An 18300-nucleotide genomic window follows, 5' to 3' on the forward strand; every position below is an offset into this window, starting at 1 on the left:
TCCTTGAACTTGCTGTCATCGCATCATCACCGTTACATTACCTGCAGTCAGCAATATCGTAATGGATAAAAAGAACATAAGTCCCACTGCTGCAAGTGCAGCAAAGACATAAATCATACTCTTTCCAACCGTTTGCAAGCAGCCGACAACTGGACTATTACCTAGTGGCTGCATAATAGCAGCTGATACGTTATAAATGAGCGCCAACGTTAAAATTTTTAATGCAGGGAATGCACATAGGAACAACAAAATAATGACCCCAGTGAGACCCACCGCATTTTTCACGAGCAAAGAAGCCGTAATTACAGTATCTGTCGCATCTGAGAACACTCTGCCCACAACAGGCACAAAATTTCCTGTAATGTATTTGGCTGTACGAATGGCCACACCGTCTGTTACCGAACTGGTCACTCCTTGCACAGAAATAACACCGAGAAATACGGTGAGTAAAATACCAAGCAATCCTACACTAATGTTTCTAAGAAGGTTAGCGAGTTGTGTCACTTTATATTTGTCCGTAAGAGAGCTAACAATATGCAGTACTGCTGAGAAAAATAACATCGGGAAGACGACTGTGTAAATAATCGTACCTACCAAATGAATCATAAATACGATGAGCGGATGCAGGACGGATACCGTTACAACATTGCCTAGAGATGCAAGTAGTGTAAATAACACTGGGACCATAGCCATCATGAAGTGAATCATGCCTGATATTGCATCTTTCGCATAGCCGATGGCCACATTAAAGCTGTTAATAGCCAAAATGATGATGACCATATAGGAAATGGAATAGGCAATTTTGCTGACTGTATTTCGCTCAAAAGCTGTTTGCAGCGTTTCAAGCACCATACTAAAAACGGCAAGAATAACGATGGTGACGATTAATTTCCCATTTGTAATCACTTCTTGCATAAGAAACTTGCCGAGCGCCTTAAACGTATTGCTTAACGTCAACTTTTCCCCGCCTGGGAGCAGAAGATCGGCAAAGTTCGGTAGTGAGTCTCGGGGGAAGAAACCGCCGTATTTGGTCAACAATTCTTGCCAATACCCTTCAACTTCACTTGTTGGCAGCTGTTTCGTCTGCTCTTTAATCCAACTATCTGTCGGGGCAGCTGCCGGCGTAGTAGTTGAGCTTGTCCCATCGACAGCCGCTTGTACCGTGGTAGAACGTACTGCCTCCGGTGATATAGAGTCCGAAGAGGCATAAGCGCCAGACACACAAGCGAGCAGTGATAGGATGACCACGAATACAAATAAAGAAATGCGTTTGTTATAACTCGTCGTGCGGTCGTACAGCTCGTTCACAGCCTCTCCCTCCATCAAGCTGGCAGCAGCTTCATAACGGTTTCAATGATGACGCTAATAATGGGAATGGCCATGACAATAATCAATACTTTGCCTGCCAACTCTATCTTTGTTGCGATCCCGTCCTGACCAGCATCCCTTACTACCTGCGCACCAAACTCAGCAATATATGCAATACCGATTATTTTCAAGATCGTTTTCACGTAAACAGGCTCAATGCCTGAACGCTCTGCCAAAGAATCTAGCACTTCAATAACGGTCTCAATCTTGCCGATCAAGAACAAAAAGATGACAATGCCAGCGAAAGCCGATATGAGAAAGGCAAACATCGGCTTCTGTTCTTTAACGACTAGTACGAGTATGGCCGCAATAAGGCCAAGGCCGACAATCTGCACAATCTCCATCAACATCACCTACTGAAATAAAAAAATAGTTTTGATTTCTTGAAATAAATGATCCAGCAATCGAACGACCATAAATAGAACGACGACAAATCCGATAACTGTGACCCAATGTGCCATATCCTCCTTGCCCATCTGCTTCAGGACCGTATGGATCATAGCAATGATGATGCCGATTCCGGCGATCTGAAATATCGCGCTCACATCCACATTCATAATCAGGCACCTCAATACATTAAAATGACAGCTAAAATACCACTTAACACACCAATACTTCGATACATTCTTACATACCGCCCCGCTTCATCGCTTGCATTGGCTTCTTCTTGCTCTAATCGCTTCATGGCATGGCGAATATGATTGCGCTGATCTTCTCGATCACTAATTCCCAAGCTCATTCCTAGATCATACAAAATACGCACATCTTGTGACTTCAAGGCACTGTGAGGCGCTTCTGATTGAAGGGCTGCATGCCAAGCCGCCTTAGCCGTCTGAATATGGCCATCTCTTGCCCGCATCCCTGCCGCTGCTTGTGCGAACAATTTGTTCAGAGGAGGTGGCACCTGCGCACTTAGTTGTTCACATGCTTCATCAAGTGGGGTATGTCCATACATGACAGATGTCTCTAACCGTTGAAGCGCAATAAGCAACTGTCTGAGCTGGCGAGGGCGGGCCGCATAGTGAGACGCTTGTATCCAACCTATTGCACCCGCTGCAGCAATAACAATAGCAGCTCCAAGCAACTTAATAATGAGCTTCTCCCTCCCTTCCAAGACGGCTGGATGCAGCTATTTGAAGAGCTCGCTGCTTCTCGTCATATACACGATGAGTCCATTGCTTCCTTACTCGTTTCAGCACAACGACACGAGAAAAAACACCATTTTCAACAAGTGGCCCTATGCCAGGCCTGCGTGCGATTTCCTTCACATCTGCACCATGTGCCGATGCAACGACACGAACACCAGCATGTATCGCTTCATTCATCGCAGATACATCTTCTTCACGGCCAAACTCATCAACGACTAGCACATCTGGCGACATCGAGCGGATGAGCATCATCATTCCTTCCGCTTTCGGACAACCATCCAATACATCCGTTCTAGCTCCTACATCGAAACATGGGACACCGCGTACACAACCTGCAATTTCCGAGCGTTCATCCACAATACCTACCTTCAAGCCTCGCCAATTCACATCTGGATGGTTCCACCTTCCATCGGATATGGATCTCGCCATATCACGAAGCATTGTAGTCTTACCGTGCTGAGGTGGAGATACGATGAGCGTGTGGTGAATTGACTGCTGTCTAAAGTCTAGTAAAAGTGGCATTAAACTAGCCGATATCCCTTGTTTTTCACGCGCGATTCGAATGTTAAAGCCTGCAATATCACGCAGATGACTAACTTTGCCATTGGTTAGTACCGTTCTTCCAGCTAGTCCTATTCGGTGTCCTCCTGCAATTGTTACATAGCCACGTCTGAGCTGTTCTTCCATCGTATATAGCGAGTGATTGGTCAATACATCTAACAACTGGTGACCGTCTTCGCGAACAGGGATATATGCCTCATGGAACTGACTTGTCAGTACGCCTTCTGCCGTAACGAAATAATACTCACCCATAAAGCCAATTTCCAACGGACGACCCTCTCGAATCCTTACTTCTTCCAGTTCATTCAGTACTTGACCAGGAATGTTGGTGAGAATGGAACGAAGAGCAGGCGGCAAGACATGAATCCATCCTGACGCAGTTGTCACTGCCATATGGTCCTCCCTTCTTGAAATAGGCGAATTTGCATAATTCGATCATGCATTTCGATCTGTTCTGCAGGCTTGGCCGCTTACTCCCATATGTATGATCGTAGTTGCTAATTATGACTTGTCTCATCCACTTACACCTAGAAGGAATTTATTTTGACCCACGAAATAAATCACTTGTCCTTGATGCTCACTGGTCATCTGTCCCGGCATATAGGCACCTGTCATTGGAACAACGCATATATTGAACATGTATTCGGAGGCAGTAGATGCGCGGGTGCTATCCATCATTAAGAGTGGAGCAGCAACTCGCTCCTATCAACAGTCATGGATCTTTATTTATGTCATATGATTTCAGAAACAGGCTTTGAGACTGTTCTAGCGCTGGAGGTACGGACGCAGGTTCATATTTCATCTAGAAAAATAGAGTGGGGAGAGCATGCTACATGCAAGTTATATGTATAACATTAATGAAAAACAGGCGTACTCGGATCGCCAACATCGTTGATATATGTTCCTACAGCTGAATACGTACAAGCACCTTCACCCATACAGCAAGGAAAGGAGGAAGCATATGCAGTTACAAGTTGATGTCATTGCTAGTATCGGTGAAGCGCGAGCAGTAGACTTGAATCAACACACGGTTATTGTAATTGACGTGCTGCGAGCGACCAGCACGATTATTACAGCATTAGCTAATGGCGCCGCATCGGTCTTACCTGTAGAAACGGTTGGTCAAGCGAGGCAGCAGTACGCGGAAGGCGATGTGCTGGGAGGAGAGCGGTTTTGCAAAAAAATAGCTGGTTTCGATCTAGGCAACTCTCCACACGAATATACGTCTAGCTTGTGTCTAAATAAACGCATCGTCCTTACTACGTCTAACGGGACACGTGCGATTCAGAAGGCAGTTCGTGCGGAACATGTTCTTGCCGGAGCATTTCTAAATGCATCCGCGTGCGCCCAGCTCGCACTAAGCTTACGAAGGAACGTTGCCTTACTCTGCACTGGAACACAGGATGCATTTGCATTTGAAGACGCCCTTTGCGCAGGGATGATATTACATGAGATGATAGCTGATCATCAGGCTGGAATGATCATTACGAACGATCTTGGTATGCTCGCTCTTAGTGCCTACAAACAGCATAAGGGACATATTCATGACGCAGTTCGACAAAGTTCCAGTGGCAAGCGCCTGCTCAAGCTAGGATTTGGTGACGATGTTGAATACTGCTCTCTTACGAATCAAGTTCACCTCGTGCCAACTCTACATGAACATCTGTTAATTCCGCACCGTCAATCCTCTTAATCCGGATACGAACGATAGAAGCCGAATAGAAACCAAAAACCTCCGAGTCCATTTGATACAATGGGCATCGGAGGTTGTTTAATTACATTCCATTATTCATGTAGCTTACGGATGAGTACTCCATCTGGTGTTAATCTTGAGATGGGACTGCATTGGGACTTATTAACGACGATCTTGTGGACCACCCACAAATACATTTTCTACCGTATCCAAGCCATAAGCTGTATGAAGAGCACCAACAACATCAGTTAGCTGATGTTTAGAAATTACGCAAGAAACTTTAATTTCTGAAGTGCTCACCATTTTAATACTAATGCCGAGTTTAGAAATGACATCAAACATTTTTGCTGCTACACCAGGATGACTGACCATACCAGCGCCAACGATAGAAATTTTAATAAGATCAACCTCAGAGGATACGTTATGATATGGTACTTGTTGACGGAAGCTTTCGATTACTTGGAGTGCTCTCTCTCTATCATCTAGAGCAGTTGTGAAACTGAAATCAGCTGTTCCATCCTGCACACCGCTTTGTACGATAATATCAACATCGATACTAGCATCAGCCAATTTACCAAATACGGTAGCCAGCACTCCCGGCTCATCAGGTACTCCCATAATACTGATTTTTGCCACATTTTTATCATAAGCAATGCCGCTGACGACAACTCCCTGCTCCATAACCGCTTCCTCCTTCACCGTTGTACCTTCATTATGATTAAAGCTTGATCGAACAACTAGACATACCTTGTTATGCTTCGCATATTCGACAGCACGTGGATGCAGTACAGCAGCACCTAAGTGAGCGAGCTCAAGCATCTCATCATACGAAATTTCATTAAGTTTGCGAGCACAGCGTACAATCCGAGGGTCTGTAGAATAAATGCCATCTACATCGGTGTAAATTTCACAAACATCAGCCTCAATAGCTGCGGCCAAGGCTACAGCAGTTGTATCGGATCCTCCGCGGCCTAATGTTGTAATCTCCCCAGTATCTGAAGCACCTTGGAAACCAGCCACGATAACAATTTGACCGTTATCAAGCGACTTTTTCACCCGTGCCGGATCAATATCCACGATACGTGCTTTACTATGGGTTTGATCCGTTAGGAATCCAGCCTGCCAGCCTGTATACGAAACAGCCTCATGCCCAAGTTGATGAACCGCCATAGCCAACAGGGATACACTAATTTGCTCACCTGTAGTCAATAACATGTCCATTTCTCGTGCAGGCGGCGAGCTGTTCAGCAGTTTAGCCTTATCAATCAAGTCATCCGTCGTATCGCCCATTGCAGATACAACGACCACACATTGGTGGCCATCTAGTTTCTTCTCAACAATTCGTTTGGCGACTCTCTGCATCCGCTCGACATCACCAACTGAACTTCCACCAAACTTCATGACGAACAAAGCCACACCGCTCAACTCCTAATCCTCGGAATGTATCTTTTCATTTAATTGTGTATTATAGCACGTTTCCAGATGTTGTGGTGGAAAATTATACGAATTAAGTATAAGAAAATTTGTACTAAAAAAGCTCTGCATACCTAAATAGGATGCAGAGCTTTCTCACTTATACATTATGATGACGATTGATTATTACGCGCGGGAAATGTACTTACCTTCGCGTGTATCAATAAGCAATACATCTTCTTCATTGATGAAGAGTGGAACTTGAACGTTCAAGCCAGTCTCAAGCTTCGCGTTCTTCGTAGCGCCAGTTGCCGTGTTACCTTTAATTCCTGGCTCTGTTTCAACTACCTTCAACTCAACGCTGTTCGGCATAGTGATTCCAAGAATCTCACCTTGGTAGCTAGAAATATTAACTACCATGTTGTCTTTAAGGAAGTTCAATTCCCACTCCAATTGTTGGTGAGTCAAGTTGAACTGGTCATACGTTTCGTTATCCATGAACGTATACTCGTCACCGCTGTTGTAAAGGTATTGAACTTGTTGATTATCGATCTGTGCACGGCCAATTGTTTCACCCGCACGGAATGTTCTTTCTACTGTGTTTCCGTTACGCAAGTTGCGAAGCTTGGAGCGCACGAATGCTGCACCTTTACCTGGTTTAACGTGTTGGAAATCAAGTACTGTGAAGATATCCCCTTCTACTAGTACAGTAAGTCCTGTCTTAAAATCGTTAACTGAAATCACGATATTCCCTCCTAAGGTCGTTCGAGCTCGTCCGAATTCGTTCTAGATGACGAGCAATTGTTTCGTTGAATGTGTTATTATTTCAATCCCGTTCTCCGTGATGACAATGTCATCTTCAATGCGAACACCGCCAAATCCAGGTATGTAAATACCAGGCTCAACAGTTACGGTCATTCCGGGAGTTAACACCGTATTATCACTCATAGCCAAGCGTGGGTACTCATGTACTTCCATCCCCAAGCCATGACCTAGACTATGGCCAAATTGCGGACCATATCCATGTTTGACAATGATGTCGCGTGCAAGCGCATCTGCTTCTCGTCCTGTCATACCAGGACGAATATGCTCTAGAGCATGAAGCTGTGCCTCAAGCACAATGTTGTAAATTTCACGATGGCGATCTGTCGGTTCCCCTACTACAATGGTCCGAGTTATATCGGAACAATAACCTTTGTAGTAAGCACCAAAGTCCAGCTTGACGAATTCGTTTGTACCAATAATCCGATCGCTTGCTACGCCGTGAGGCAATGCTGAACGTTCGCCAGAAGCAACGATTGTATCAAAGGAGCTTGATGTCGCCCCATGCTTACGCATGAAGTACTCCATCTCCAATGCAACATCCATCTCTGAGATACCAGGTTTGATGTAAGTTAGGATATGACTAAATGTACGGTCTGCTAGATCAGCAGCTTCACGCATAATAGCCAACTCATTCTCGTCCTTCACCATACGAAGCTGCTCAACCAATCCGCTAACAGGTACAAGCTCAATTCCATCCAATGCTTCCGCATATTTAGCGTACACGCCGTAGCTCATATGATCCTGCTCAAATGCAATTCGGCTAATGCCCGCTTCTTTTAGCAGCGATGCCAAAGTATCCGTAACTTTTGGAGCATGCTCCAAAACTTCGAATCCGATCGCTTGTTCAGGAGCTTGTGTCATATAACGGAAATCTGTCAGTAACACAGCACGATCTGCAGTAATGAATACATATCCCGCTGATCCCGTAAATCCTGTCATATGCCGTCTATTATACTCACTTGCGATCCATATGCCTTCGAGCCCTCGTTGTTCCAACTCCTTACGAAGACGTTCCACGCGAGCATTGCTCATCTGAATCCTCTCCTGTCCGCTAATGTTCGTGCTGCTTATTCCTGCGATTGATTGCACACGATATGGTGCAAAGCCTGTAAGCCCAGCTCATAGCTATAAGCACCCAAGCCGCATATTTGACCTGCCGCAATTGGAGCAATAACCGAAACATGACGAAACGCCTCGCGCTTATGTATGTTGGATAAATGAACTTCGATAACAGGGATTGCTACCGCACTTAACGCATCACGGATGGCGTAGCTGTAATGCGTCCAAGCTCCAGGGTTAATTACTATCCCGTCACATTGCCCGTAGGCAGCATGAATGCGATCGATTAACACCCCTTCATGGTTGGTCTGCATAAATTCCAGCTCTACTTGCAGCTGTGCAGCCAATTGCTGTAAGCGATCCTCAATATCTTGAAGCGTTGTTGCACCGTAAACACCAGGTTCACGTATACCAAGCATATTTAAGTTCGGTCCGTTCAATACCAAGTAACGTGCCATTGTATCCCACCTGTCTTAATAAGCATTCGAGTTACCGAGCGCTATATAGAAGATACTTATCAGACCAATACTCACGTATTTTATCATAGGAACAAGCACTTGAGAAGCATCATCGTAGCGCAACTAGCATTAACCGTTCACGAAGAGGCATTTGCCGCGGCATGAGCAGCATCATCCGAAGCGCTTTCTTCTTCGTTTTCCGGCTCTCTCAATCGCTCATCATTGAATTCGGTTGCCGCAGTATAGCCAATGAATAACCCCCATAATAAAAATATACATAATTCTGTCGTAATCGAATTATACGAAGTTTGAGTTACAGGAAGCACTAATCCTAGTGCCGGTCCTACGGCTACAAATAATATCACCCACCACAAAATCCCATACAATATACCTGGCCAAGGACCTTTTCGTTTCCTCATTGTAAATGTATAAAGCAGACTGCATAGAACGGAGAACAATATAAATGCTCCCCAGCCTGCAAATCGCCCCTGTTGACTTTGCAAAAAGCTATTTAGCAAAAACGGCTCCAACAAAAAGCCCGGCACATTAACGGTAAAATGCAATTCGTAAGAAATAATTCGCATCCCTCCCCATATTAACCCCGCATAAAATCCCAGTTGCAGCGCAAACCACCAAGGGTTGGTCTTAGGTTGGTCATTCTGTTGATTCTGTTGATTCTGTTTGTTTCTTGATTGATGTTGTGTCACTTTACCTGCTCCTTATCCATCATGTGTAATTGCTCCCAACTTGAAACTTGTTAGTAGTATGCGCGGAAGCAAGACAGATTAACGAAGCTCACAACGGATTGGTTTGCTGAATAGGTTCTCTTCTGGAAAAAGAACGGCAAATCCTATACAATATATAAAAAGGATTCTACCAGCAGTTGAAATTTACATTTTATTACTAATATGGTGGGAAGGTGTGAAAGGTTTGTCAGAACAACCGAAATCCATTTACGGCGGACAAGCGGTTATTGAGGGCGTTATGTTTGCAGGCAAGCATGTAAATGTAACAGCTGTTCGCCGAAAGAATAAGGAGCTGTCTTTTTATGAAGTTCCGCGTGAGGATAAGAAATGGGTAACAGCTCTAAAGAAAATCCCCTTTATTCGCGGCTTAGTAGGTATTATAGAAGCCAGTGCCCGCGGAGCTCAGCATTTAAATTTTGCAACTGAGAAGTATGCTGAGGATGAAGAAGGCCCACCAGACCCAGATCAAAAATCTAGCAAGCTTTGGGATATTGGAATGATTCTTAGTGTTGCCGTTGTAGGCATTTTGTCTTTTGTCTTCAGCAAAGTTATTTTTACGGCAGTTCCTGTTGTTATCGAAGAATTCCTCTTCGGCAAAGCATTCGATAATCGAGTGCTTCATACGATTATTGAAGGTATTATCAAACTATTTATGCTTCTTATCTACTTGTGGTTTATATCCCAAACGAAGCTTATTAAACGTCTGTTCCAATATCATGGTGCAGAGCATAAAGTGATAAGTGCCTATGAAGCAGGCAAAGAGCTTACCGTCAGCAACGTACAACAGTTCACTCGCTTGCATTATCGTTGCGGCAGCAGCTTTATGATTTTGACGATTATCGTCGGTATCTTTATTTATAGCTTCGTGCCTTACGATACAATGATTGATCGAATTATTGGTCGATTGCTATTGCTTCCCGTTGTAATCGGTGTTTCGTATGAAATTTTGCGTTTCACAAATGCATTGCGCGACGTTCCTGTACTCCGCTTTTTAGGATATCCAGGCTTGTGGCTGCAACTTCTTACAACGAAAGAACCTACTGATGATCAAGTTGAAGTATCTATTGCCTCCTTTGAGCGCATGCTTGAATTAGACCGTACCATTGGTGAAGAAAGAAGTGCTCGTACAAGCGCTTAACTATGTAATGGAAAGGGGTTAGCGAGATGAATCGAGTGCCAAATTGGCTCGTCTACGTCGTACTTGGATGTGCAGCTCTAGGATTTGTAATCGGATTTTCATCCAATCCCATCGCTTATTCGATCCCGCTCGTATTAGCAGCTATCATTTTCATCTTTTATCGTTTAGGTCCAAAGCGCACCAATTCACACCCACGTGTGAAAAAATCTGCTGCGACGGAAGCAAAGATGAAAGCGATGCGAAATACGAAGCATACCAAGAACGTCAGAAACCATAAGCCGATCAAGACTCGACGCTCTTCTGCTAGCTTAACTGTCATTGATGGAAACAAAGGAAAAGACGATTCAAGTCGTTCCATTGAAAAATCCTCAACAAGTGAATCTCAATAAGAGCTCCATAACATAACCATCTCCTGCATCATGTTATCGACATGAGTGCTAACAGCCCTTTCACTTCCTAAGAAGGTAGTTGGAAGGGCTTTGTTGTTTCAATGAACTGGGTACATAAGATGACAAGGAGGATACGGCTACTTATGAACAAATGGCTGGAATACTGTATGACCAAAAGAGGGACGAGCCTAACCAATCCGTTTGGGCCGGAAGTCGATGTCATGAAGGTAGGCAGCAAAATGTATGCACTCTTCTCATCAGGAGACGCCCCAACTGTTAGCTTAAAATGCGAACCTTTCCGAGCAGATTCATTAAGGGAGCAATACCCCGAAATTAAACCAGGCTATCACCTTAATAAGAAACATTGGAACACGGTATCGTTGGACGGAAATTTGACAGATGAAGAAATAGAAGCCATGATTGATCATTCTTATGATCTAGTCATACTTGGGATGACGAAGACCGAACGGAGCAACATTGGAACTTAAGTTAACGATAGAACTTACTTCTGCCTTGGCTTTCTTGGTAAAAGAAGAGTCGGAGAGAAACCAGCGACATGTACGCATGCTGCATTTCTTCCCGACTCTTATCCTTTTTCCTTAGTTAGAGAATACTGTTCCCATTAACGATTATAGACCATGCAGTACTGCTCCAATTCGCTGTCAGGCATTTTGATCGTATCTACCAATTCGAATCCATATCGTCCGTATAACGGCACATTGTTCGGATTTTGCGTTTCTAGCGTACACGCTACATTATTAGAGGAACATTCATCAATCAGCGGCATTATCATCTTTGTAACGAGCCCAGTACCTCGGTACTGTTTCTGTACAACCAGCATATCCATATGCGCATATGGTCGATCTTCCAACATACTGAGCCATGCTGAGCTCATACTTCTTAGTATGGAAACACCTCTAAACAATCCTTTTATCCCGATATATTTACAGGCTGGCAGCGACTTCAGAATTGCGAATGCAATTTTTCTCCAATAATTCAATTGAGCGATCTTCGAGCTGCCAAACTTCTCAGAATAAAATACAAGCATTACTCCTTCTAGCTGAGTGGAACTTGCATATAAATTGGAATAAGGATATAACATGTCCAAATAATTTCGAAAAAAGATACGCAGCACGTTCAGTCTTGTACGTTGATCAGGCAATATAAACCTATATAGCGGATCTTCCATGAACTGTTCGGCAAATACGTTAGCTGCTTGCGGTATTTCTCTACGTTGTAACAATACTAAACTGTTGCTGGAAATAGTTCCACCCCGGATCCAAAAGAATCCCCTCTTCTGGTCCTATCAAATAGACATAATTAGCGCTCAGAAAAGGAGTCTATGGATTAGGTTACTCTGTGCAGGCTTCTACGTCAAATGTATACGTTATCAAAACCTCATCTCAAAGTAATCGATACCAATTCAACATTCATGAATACCACGTTTACATCCGTGTAGCGCTACTTTTATTTTCGTAGTTGTTTTGTATGAAGCAGCTTTTGCTCATATTGCTTGTCGTCCCAATCGTGGAAAAATTCATTGCCACTTAGCAAGCCCGATTCAAACAAAGCTAGACTCTTCTCCAGCGTAATGTCAAACTCCGTTATCCCTACACCAAGGGTTGGAATTTTTACGGTACGGAAACGGTTATGCAGTTCGATGTATCGCTCATCATGCGCAGAAATCATCGTATCAACAATGGCTTGCAGCATCGATACGACCCCATTGATTTGGTGCGGCTGATTCGTTGTTTTCCCCACCATTTGAAAACCAACCGTAGGAATAAGCCGTCTTGTCTCAGGATGGCAATCATCATCAAACAGCCACAATGGAAAATTGCTAAGCATCCCACCATCCACCACATACGTGAACTGCTGCTTGAATGATTTCTTCCGGTCAGCCGACAAGCTCTGCCGTAATATAACAGGATCAAAGAAATAAGGAATACTCGTGCTCATACGTACTGCCTTACTTACGGAAAAACGTTTAGGGTCCACCCCGTATTGAGCCATATCATCTGGCAGCACCATTAATCTTCCGTTCGTAATATCAGAAGCGATAATGCGCAGCTGATTGTCTTCCAAATCCCCAAATGTCCGCACACCTTTAGCTTCAAGTAAAGAACACATCCAGCGTTCAAGTGCTTCGCCTGAATACAGCCCTTTTTTCACTAACAACCGCAGTGCTGGTCCAATCCATTTCACATTAAAAATAGGTGCCCTTTTTAGAAAAGAAGAAAAAGGCATGTCAATAATCAGACGCTTCATCTCATCCGCACTATAGCCAGCCGCGATTAAAGAAGCAACAATTGACCCTGAAGAGGTCCCTGCCACTTTACGAAACTTTATTCCATTTAATTCAGCCGCTTTAACAGCTCCAACCAATGATATTCCCCTTACGCCCCCACCTTCAAACACACCGTTGATATACATTTGCGTAAGAGCCTCCTCACGCTGCATACCCCATCTATGCAGACATCGTAGTTGTTTAGTGGATGTGTATGAGTGGAATTGAGCATTTATGAACAATAGAAAAAGGAAAGAACCTAATGGTCCCTTCCTTCATATTAGTTGGATATTTTATTAATTAATAGCTATTATTAGCAAAACTATATTTATAGTTATACGTGGTGAGTGAATCTCCCCATCCACCCACCTATAAATCAGTTCCCCATAAAAAATATATAAGAAGTTTCGACTGACATGTTGTTAATTGCATTTAGAAACTAGAAATTATATATGCGAAAGCCAGTATTATCTTAAAATATTCGTAATCAGATGAATGAATTATTGCTTTTTCTCTGCATCTTGCTCAGCGTAATAGGAGCTTAATTGATCTGCCACTTGCTTTGTATTTTTCATAATATCATTTGCGCTAAAGAAAATACTACCTTCAATATCCTCTTTATATGTTTCATTATAACGAAGCTGTTCTAGTAATATTTCCGCACTTGTCCAATGTTGCTTTTCTTTTGGGTCTGCTAATTTATAGGCTGCATGACCAATGTACAAGTCAACATCCGTTCCTTCCGTCTCTTTTATCCACCAGTCAGTCACTGTATCGTATGAAGCCGCATTATGCCCTATATGCCAATAAACTTGCGGTGCTACATAGTCGATCCAACTGCTTTGAATCCATTTGCGGACATCTGCATGCAAGGAATCATAGCTAGTAACCCCTGCCTTCGTTGCCGAGCCTGTTGGGTCTACACTTTTATTGCGCCATACTCCAAATGGGCTGATTCCAAACGAAACATTCGGTTTGGTTGTTTCAATCCGTTCAGATAATTGTTGCACGAACAAGTTGACATTGTTGCGTCTCCAGTCGTTCTTATTGTTGAATACTTTGTTGTATGTACGATATGACGCATCATCTTTGAATGGCTCACGTTCCTGACCATAAGGATAGAAATAATCATCTAAATGAACACCGTCAATATTATAATTTTCTACGACTTCCATGATCGAATCAAGAATAAATTCTCTAGCTGCTGGAACTCCCGGATCAAACATTAGCTTCTCCGAATGCTTCACTACCCAATTAGGATTTTTGCGCGCAGGGTGAGTTTGGACTAATTTGTTTACATCGCCTTGCACACTGATTCGATAGGGATTGAACCATGCGTGAAATTGCATGCCTCGCTTATGTGTCTCTTCTATCATAAAGGCAAGCGGATCATAACCTGGATCTTTCCCCTGCTTGCCTGTCAGCCACTCTGACCAAGGAAGCATTGTTGAAGGATAGAATGCATCTGCTGTTGGACGGACCTGAACAAATACGGTATTTAAACCTGTTTGCTTTAGTTTATCTAACATTGCGGTAAATTCCTGCTTCTGCTTCTCTGCATTGAAAGATTTACGAGGGTCACTCGGCCAGTCAATATTGTATACCGTCGAGATCCATGTACCGCGCAATGCTGGAATCTCAATGACCTCGCCATCCTCCATCGTCATTACGACAGTGCGTGACTTAGCATCCCATTGTACGGCAACTCCTAAATTTTCACTCACAAATCGCAGCGGAACCATTACTCGTCCTGCCTTCATTTGAGCACTAACATCCAACGACTTCTGCTGTCCATCTACCATTGCAGAGTCACTGCCTTCCTTTAATACAATGGTACGGCCATTCTTCTCAAACATAACTTCCTTGCTAGCAGGATTCCAATCTACTGTAGCTCCTATCCCTTCCCCAATCGAGCGAAATGGCATCATCGTCACGTTTTTGGAAGGAATAATATAAGGAGGAACATCACTTTTTAGACGTTGATCATTTAGCAAAATCTTAATTTCATTGGATTTCTGAGCAAAAGCTTGCATAGGCATAATCGCTGTACTCAGCAAAGCTGCAGTACAAGCAATAACCACTATACGTTTTTTGATATTCATATTTGTACTCTCCCATTTCATAAAATACAAACTTATATATACTTAGACGCCAAAAATAAAGCATCTGTTTCGGTAGAAACAGATGCTTTAAGAATCATTATCTAATTCACTCTGTATTCGGCGCAAATCCGCTACACGAGTAGGGTCCTGATTGAAGTATGCAACTAACGCTTCGATACAAGTAATGGAGTTCCAACTTAGATGATGTTCGATGCCTTCTACATCTTGATAAATAAGGTCTTCTTGTACACCTATCGTAGTAAGAAAATCCTCCAACAGCTGATGTCTATCCACCAACCGTTTGCCAATTTTCTTCCCCTTACTAGTAAGTACCAAGCCACGGTACTTTTCATATATTAAGTACTGATCCTTATCCAGCTTTTGAATCATCTTCGTTACTGATGAAGGATGTACTTCTAGACCTTCCGCAATATCCGAGACACGAGCATATCCTTTTTCATCGATTAATTTGTAGATGCGCTCCAAATAATCTTCCATACTGGGTGTTGGCATCATTTTCCCTCTTTTCCACTTCAACATCATCTCTGCCACAAAGGCTCTTCTAGTTTACATGGTTTGCCCTGTAAGTTCAACCTTAGTTGATCTACCAACCACTGCTAGCATTTACCTTTTAATCATCATGACGTACAAGTCTATGTAAAAATAATCGGCTATTCCAGCAAAATAGCAGTAGCTGCATGCTATAAAAACGAGCTTGCAGCTACCGATATTTACATTACATTAAATTGTACAGCCAGTCGGGTGTTACCCCTTGCAGCCAAGCGTTCATTCTCGCCATCTGATCTGTAAACAACAATATCCCCATCACAATCATTAGCACGCCGCCGACCTTCATAAGTACACCTGAATATTTCACAAGCCAACGTGTTGAACCAATGAAAAATCCAAGTACGAAGAACGGCAGTGCAAATCCAATGGCATAAACGGTGGACAACCAGAACCAAGAGCCTGGATCTTGTGCCGCCAAACCAAGTATAGCTCCAAGTATAGGTCCAACGCACGGTGACCATCCTGCCGAAAAGCCGATACCGAATAAGAATGAGCCGCCGTAACTGCCACGCTTGCCAGCAACGTTCCATTTACGTTCTCTCATTAATAGCTGGGGTTGAAAAATCCCCAATAACATTAAACCCATGACGATAATGAAAATCGCTGCGACTTGACGCACCAACTCACGATATTGGACAAGCATCGAACCGAATACGCCCGCTACCAATCCTAACGTGTAGAATACAACGCTAAAGCCTAGGATAAAGAATAAGGTATGAAGCAATATTTTCTTACGTACTTCCCGCTTCGATTGCTCCTCTTTCAATTGCTGTACGGACATGCCTGTAATGAGAGATAAGTACGATGGATAGAGTGGCAAACAGCATGGAGAAAAGAACGAAGCTATCCCCGCTAAAAATGCAATGCCAATGGAAATCGTCATGCATATGCCTCCACAATTCAAACATGATGTGAACTACTATATCCAGTTTATACCTTTACTCCTTTACGTACAAGCATTGTCACAATTAGGACAAGGATGAGCAGCAAAACAATCGTCGCGCCAGGCGCCAAATTCCAAACACCTGCAACGAGCAACCCTGCAACAACAGCTATTTCCGAGATAAACACGGATACGATAATTGCCCTTTTGAAACTACGAGCCATCAGTAAACTGATAGCTACCGGAATGGTAAGTAAAGCCGATACGAGCAATGCGCCAACAATTTTGATCGCTGCGCTAATAACGAGAGCTGTAAGAACTGTCATCGCTATATTTAGCCAACGCACAGGAAGTCCATTTACCGCAGCTGCATCTTCATCAAAAGTAAGCAAGAACATTTCTTTATAAAAAACTAGCATAAAGCCAATTACGATGACGGTGACACCACCGATCACGTACAAATCCGCAGGCGTAAGTGTATAAATGCTGCCAAAGAAATAACTTGTCACGTTGGCATTAAAGCTCATTCCAAGTGTAAAAAACAATGAAGCTAGAGCCACTCCACCTGACATAATGACCGCAATCGACAGCTCCGCATACGTCTTATACGATTTGCGCAGCTTTTCCACAGCTATCGAACCAATTAACGCAAAAACAAGTCCTACTGCAAGTGGATACACATTAATTAAAAACCCTAATGCAACACCAGCAATCGTAACATGTGCCAGCGTATCCCCGATCATAGATAATCTACGCAATACAAGGAACATTCCCATTAAGGGAGCTGTAATTCCTATTAAGAGCCCACCGATTAGAGCCCGTTGAAAAAATTGAGATGATACTAAATCCATTAACATAGTTAGTCTCCTACTCCTAACGAGAACTTCTTACTTAGACGAACACACCATGTACGAAATCTTCTTCCTGACACACCTGCTCGTGAGAATGCTTACGATAAAAACTAAACTTGCCGCTGCGATGCACAGGTTCACTTCCAAGCCATGCATTCACCATCTCCATATCATGAGATACCATAATAATAGTCATGTTGTGATGCTCGTGTAAGTGCTGCAGCAAATTGAAGAAATCACGCTGAGTCTCAGCATCGATTCCTACTGTAGGCTCATCCAAAATAAGTAGCTCTGGTTTATTTACCATAGCGCGCGCAAGAAAGACACGCTGCTGCTGGCCGCCTGACAGTTGACCGATTCGCTTGTTCGCCAAATTCTCGATACGCATTACTTTCATGGCATCTTCAATCTTGGTGCGATCAGCCTGTGTCAGACGACGGAATATTTTACTGCGGCTATATACACCTGATTCAACAACTTCCATAACCGTTGCTGGAAACAACGGATTGAAATTATTTTTCTGCGGTACATATCCGATACGCTCCCATGCTTTGAACTGCTGGATTGGGGTATTAAATAAGCGAACCTCTCCGGCAGTCGGTTGTAACAATCCGACCATTAAGCGCATCAATGTCGTCTTTCCTGCCCCATTTGAACCAATAACACCAACAAAATCTCGTTCATAAATTTCAAAGCTTACATCTTGAAATACATGTTGATCTTCATACTTAAAGTTAAGCTGATCTAATGTAACGACCTGATTATGACAGGCACGATTGTCACTCATTTCTTTTCACTTCCTTAATCCG

The 18300-nt window shown here is 43.3% G+C and carries 21 protein-coding genes; 4 read left to right on the forward strand and 17 right to left on the reverse strand.

The genetic code is table 11. The annotated features are described in order from the left end of the window. Window positions 1-15 precede the first annotated feature (15 nt). From spoIIIAE to spoIIIAA, 5 genes are read right to left on the reverse strand one after another with little or no spacing between them, the layout of a single operon-like run. Window positions 16-1308, reverse strand: a complete 1293-nt coding sequence (gene spoIIIAE / locus H580_RS0118475) for a stage III sporulation protein AE (protein ID WP_245583596.1) — start codon at window positions 1306-1308, stop codon at window positions 16-18. Window positions 1309-1322: 14 nt separating this feature from the next. Beyond that, the gene (gene spoIIIAD, locus H580_RS0118480; RefSeq protein WP_028596105.1) at window positions 1323-1712 is read right to left on the reverse strand and encodes a stage III sporulation protein AD; all 390 of its coding nucleotides are present in this window, start codon (window positions 1710-1712) and stop codon (window positions 1323-1325) included. A gap of 9 nt (window positions 1713-1721) precedes the next feature. Then, entirely contained in the window at window positions 1722-1925 is a 204-nt protein-coding gene (gene spoIIIAC / locus H580_RS0118485; protein ID WP_005546700.1) for a stage III sporulation protein AC, read from the reverse strand. 11 nt (window positions 1926-1936) lie between these two features. Next, entirely contained in the window at window positions 1937-2452 is a 516-nt protein-coding gene (gene spoIIIAB, locus H580_RS0118490) for a stage III sporulation protein SpoIIIAB (protein WP_245583597.1), read from the reverse strand. A gap of 1 nt (window position 2453) precedes the next feature. Further along, window positions 2454-3470, reverse strand: a complete 1017-nt coding sequence (spoIIIAA, locus tag H580_RS0118495; protein ID WP_036605514.1) for a stage III sporulation protein AA — start codon at window positions 3468-3470, stop codon at window positions 2454-2456. 568 nt (window positions 3471-4038) lie between these two features. Here spoIIIAA and H580_RS0118500 point away from each other — a divergent pair. Continuing rightward, complete coding sequence (locus H580_RS0118500) at window positions 4039-4770, forward strand: 2-phosphosulfolactate phosphatase (protein ID WP_028596108.1); 732 nt, start codon at window positions 4039-4041, stop codon at window positions 4768-4770. Between the two features lie 162 nt (window positions 4771-4932). Here the strand turns inward: H580_RS0118500 and H580_RS0118505 are convergent, their stop codons facing one another. The 5 genes from H580_RS0118505 to H580_RS24725 form a co-directional block, all read right to left on the reverse strand. Continuing rightward, window positions 4933-6186, reverse strand: a complete 1254-nt coding sequence (locus H580_RS0118505; RefSeq protein WP_028596109.1) for an aspartate kinase — start codon at window positions 6184-6186, stop codon at window positions 4933-4935. 183 nt (window positions 6187-6369) lie between these two features. Continuing rightward, window positions 6370-6927 (reverse strand): elongation factor P, encoded by a 558-nt coding sequence (efp, locus tag H580_RS0118510; RefSeq protein ID WP_028596110.1) that lies wholly within the window; start codon window positions 6925-6927, stop codon window positions 6370-6372. 42 nt (window positions 6928-6969) lie between these two features. Further along, window positions 6970-8040: a M24 family metallopeptidase gene (locus H580_RS0118515; RefSeq protein WP_028596111.1), complete on the reverse strand. Its 1071-nt coding sequence runs from the start codon at window positions 8038-8040 to the stop codon at window positions 6970-6972. Window positions 8041-8075: 35 nt separating this feature from the next. Then, complete coding sequence (aroQ, locus tag H580_RS0118520) at window positions 8076-8525, reverse strand: type II 3-dehydroquinate dehydratase (protein WP_028596112.1); 450 nt, start codon at window positions 8523-8525, stop codon at window positions 8076-8078. Window positions 8526-8662: 137 nt separating this feature from the next. Continuing rightward, window positions 8663-9232: a YqhR family membrane protein gene (locus tag H580_RS24725; RefSeq protein WP_051217557.1), complete on the reverse strand. Its 570-nt coding sequence runs from the start codon at window positions 9230-9232 to the stop codon at window positions 8663-8665. A gap of 223 nt (window positions 9233-9455) precedes the next feature. Between H580_RS24725 and H580_RS0118530 the strand changes: the two genes are divergently transcribed. The 3 genes from H580_RS0118530 (at window position 9456) to H580_RS0118540 (ending at window position 11286) form a co-directional block, all read left to right on the forward strand. Further along, entirely contained in the window at window positions 9456-10409 is a 954-nt protein-coding gene (locus tag H580_RS0118530) for a DUF1385 domain-containing protein (protein ID WP_028596113.1), read from the forward strand. A gap of 26 nt (window positions 10410-10435) precedes the next feature. Beyond that, complete coding sequence (locus H580_RS0118535; RefSeq protein WP_028596114.1) at window positions 10436-10798, forward strand: prepilin peptidase; 363 nt, start codon at window positions 10436-10438, stop codon at window positions 10796-10798. A 143-nt stretch (window positions 10799-10941) separates the two neighbouring features. Beyond that, window positions 10942-11286: an MmcQ/YjbR family DNA-binding protein gene (locus H580_RS0118540; RefSeq protein ID WP_028596115.1), complete on the forward strand. Its 345-nt coding sequence runs from the start codon at window positions 10942-10944 to the stop codon at window positions 11284-11286. A 134-nt stretch (window positions 11287-11420) separates the two neighbouring features. Here H580_RS0118540 and H580_RS0118545 read toward each other — a convergent pair whose 3' ends face one another. From H580_RS0118545 to H580_RS0118575, 7 genes are all read right to left on the reverse strand, one after another. Then, window positions 11421-12041, reverse strand: coding sequence for a GNAT family N-acetyltransferase (locus H580_RS0118545; RefSeq protein ID WP_245583598.1), 621 nt, complete (start codon window positions 12039-12041; stop codon window positions 11421-11423). A gap of 224 nt (window positions 12042-12265) precedes the next feature. Beyond that, window positions 12266-13231, reverse strand: coding sequence for a patatin-like phospholipase family protein (locus H580_RS0118550; RefSeq protein ID WP_028596117.1), 966 nt, complete (start codon window positions 13229-13231; stop codon window positions 12266-12268). A gap of 354 nt (window positions 13232-13585) precedes the next feature. Next, a complete protein-coding gene (locus H580_RS0118555; protein WP_028596118.1) occupies window positions 13586-15187 on the reverse strand; it encodes a family 10 glycosylhydrolase in 1602 nt (533 codons plus the stop codon). A gap of 87 nt (window positions 15188-15274) precedes the next feature. Next, a complete protein-coding gene (mntR, locus tag H580_RS0118560) occupies window positions 15275-15700 on the reverse strand; it encodes a transcriptional regulator MntR (protein ID WP_028596119.1) in 426 nt (141 codons plus the stop codon). A gap of 223 nt (window positions 15701-15923) precedes the next feature. Beyond that, entirely contained in the window at window positions 15924-16640 is a 717-nt protein-coding gene (locus tag H580_RS0118565) for a cytochrome c biogenesis CcdA family protein (protein ID WP_036605515.1), read from the reverse strand. Between the two features lie 47 nt (window positions 16641-16687). Further along, window positions 16688-17491: a metal ABC transporter permease gene (locus H580_RS0118570; RefSeq protein WP_028596121.1), complete on the reverse strand. Its 804-nt coding sequence runs from the start codon at window positions 17489-17491 to the stop codon at window positions 16688-16690. Between the two features lie 40 nt (window positions 17492-17531). Continuing rightward, window positions 17532-18278, reverse strand: coding sequence for a metal ABC transporter ATP-binding protein (locus tag H580_RS0118575; protein WP_028596122.1), 747 nt, complete (start codon window positions 18276-18278; stop codon window positions 17532-17534). Between the last annotated feature and the right edge of the window lie 22 nt (window positions 18279-18300).

The organism is Paenibacillus assamensis DSM 18201 (assembly GCF_000422445.1).
GTDB classification, from domain to species: Bacteria; Bacillota; Bacilli; order Paenibacillales; family Paenibacillaceae; genus Paenibacillus_B; species Paenibacillus_B assamensis.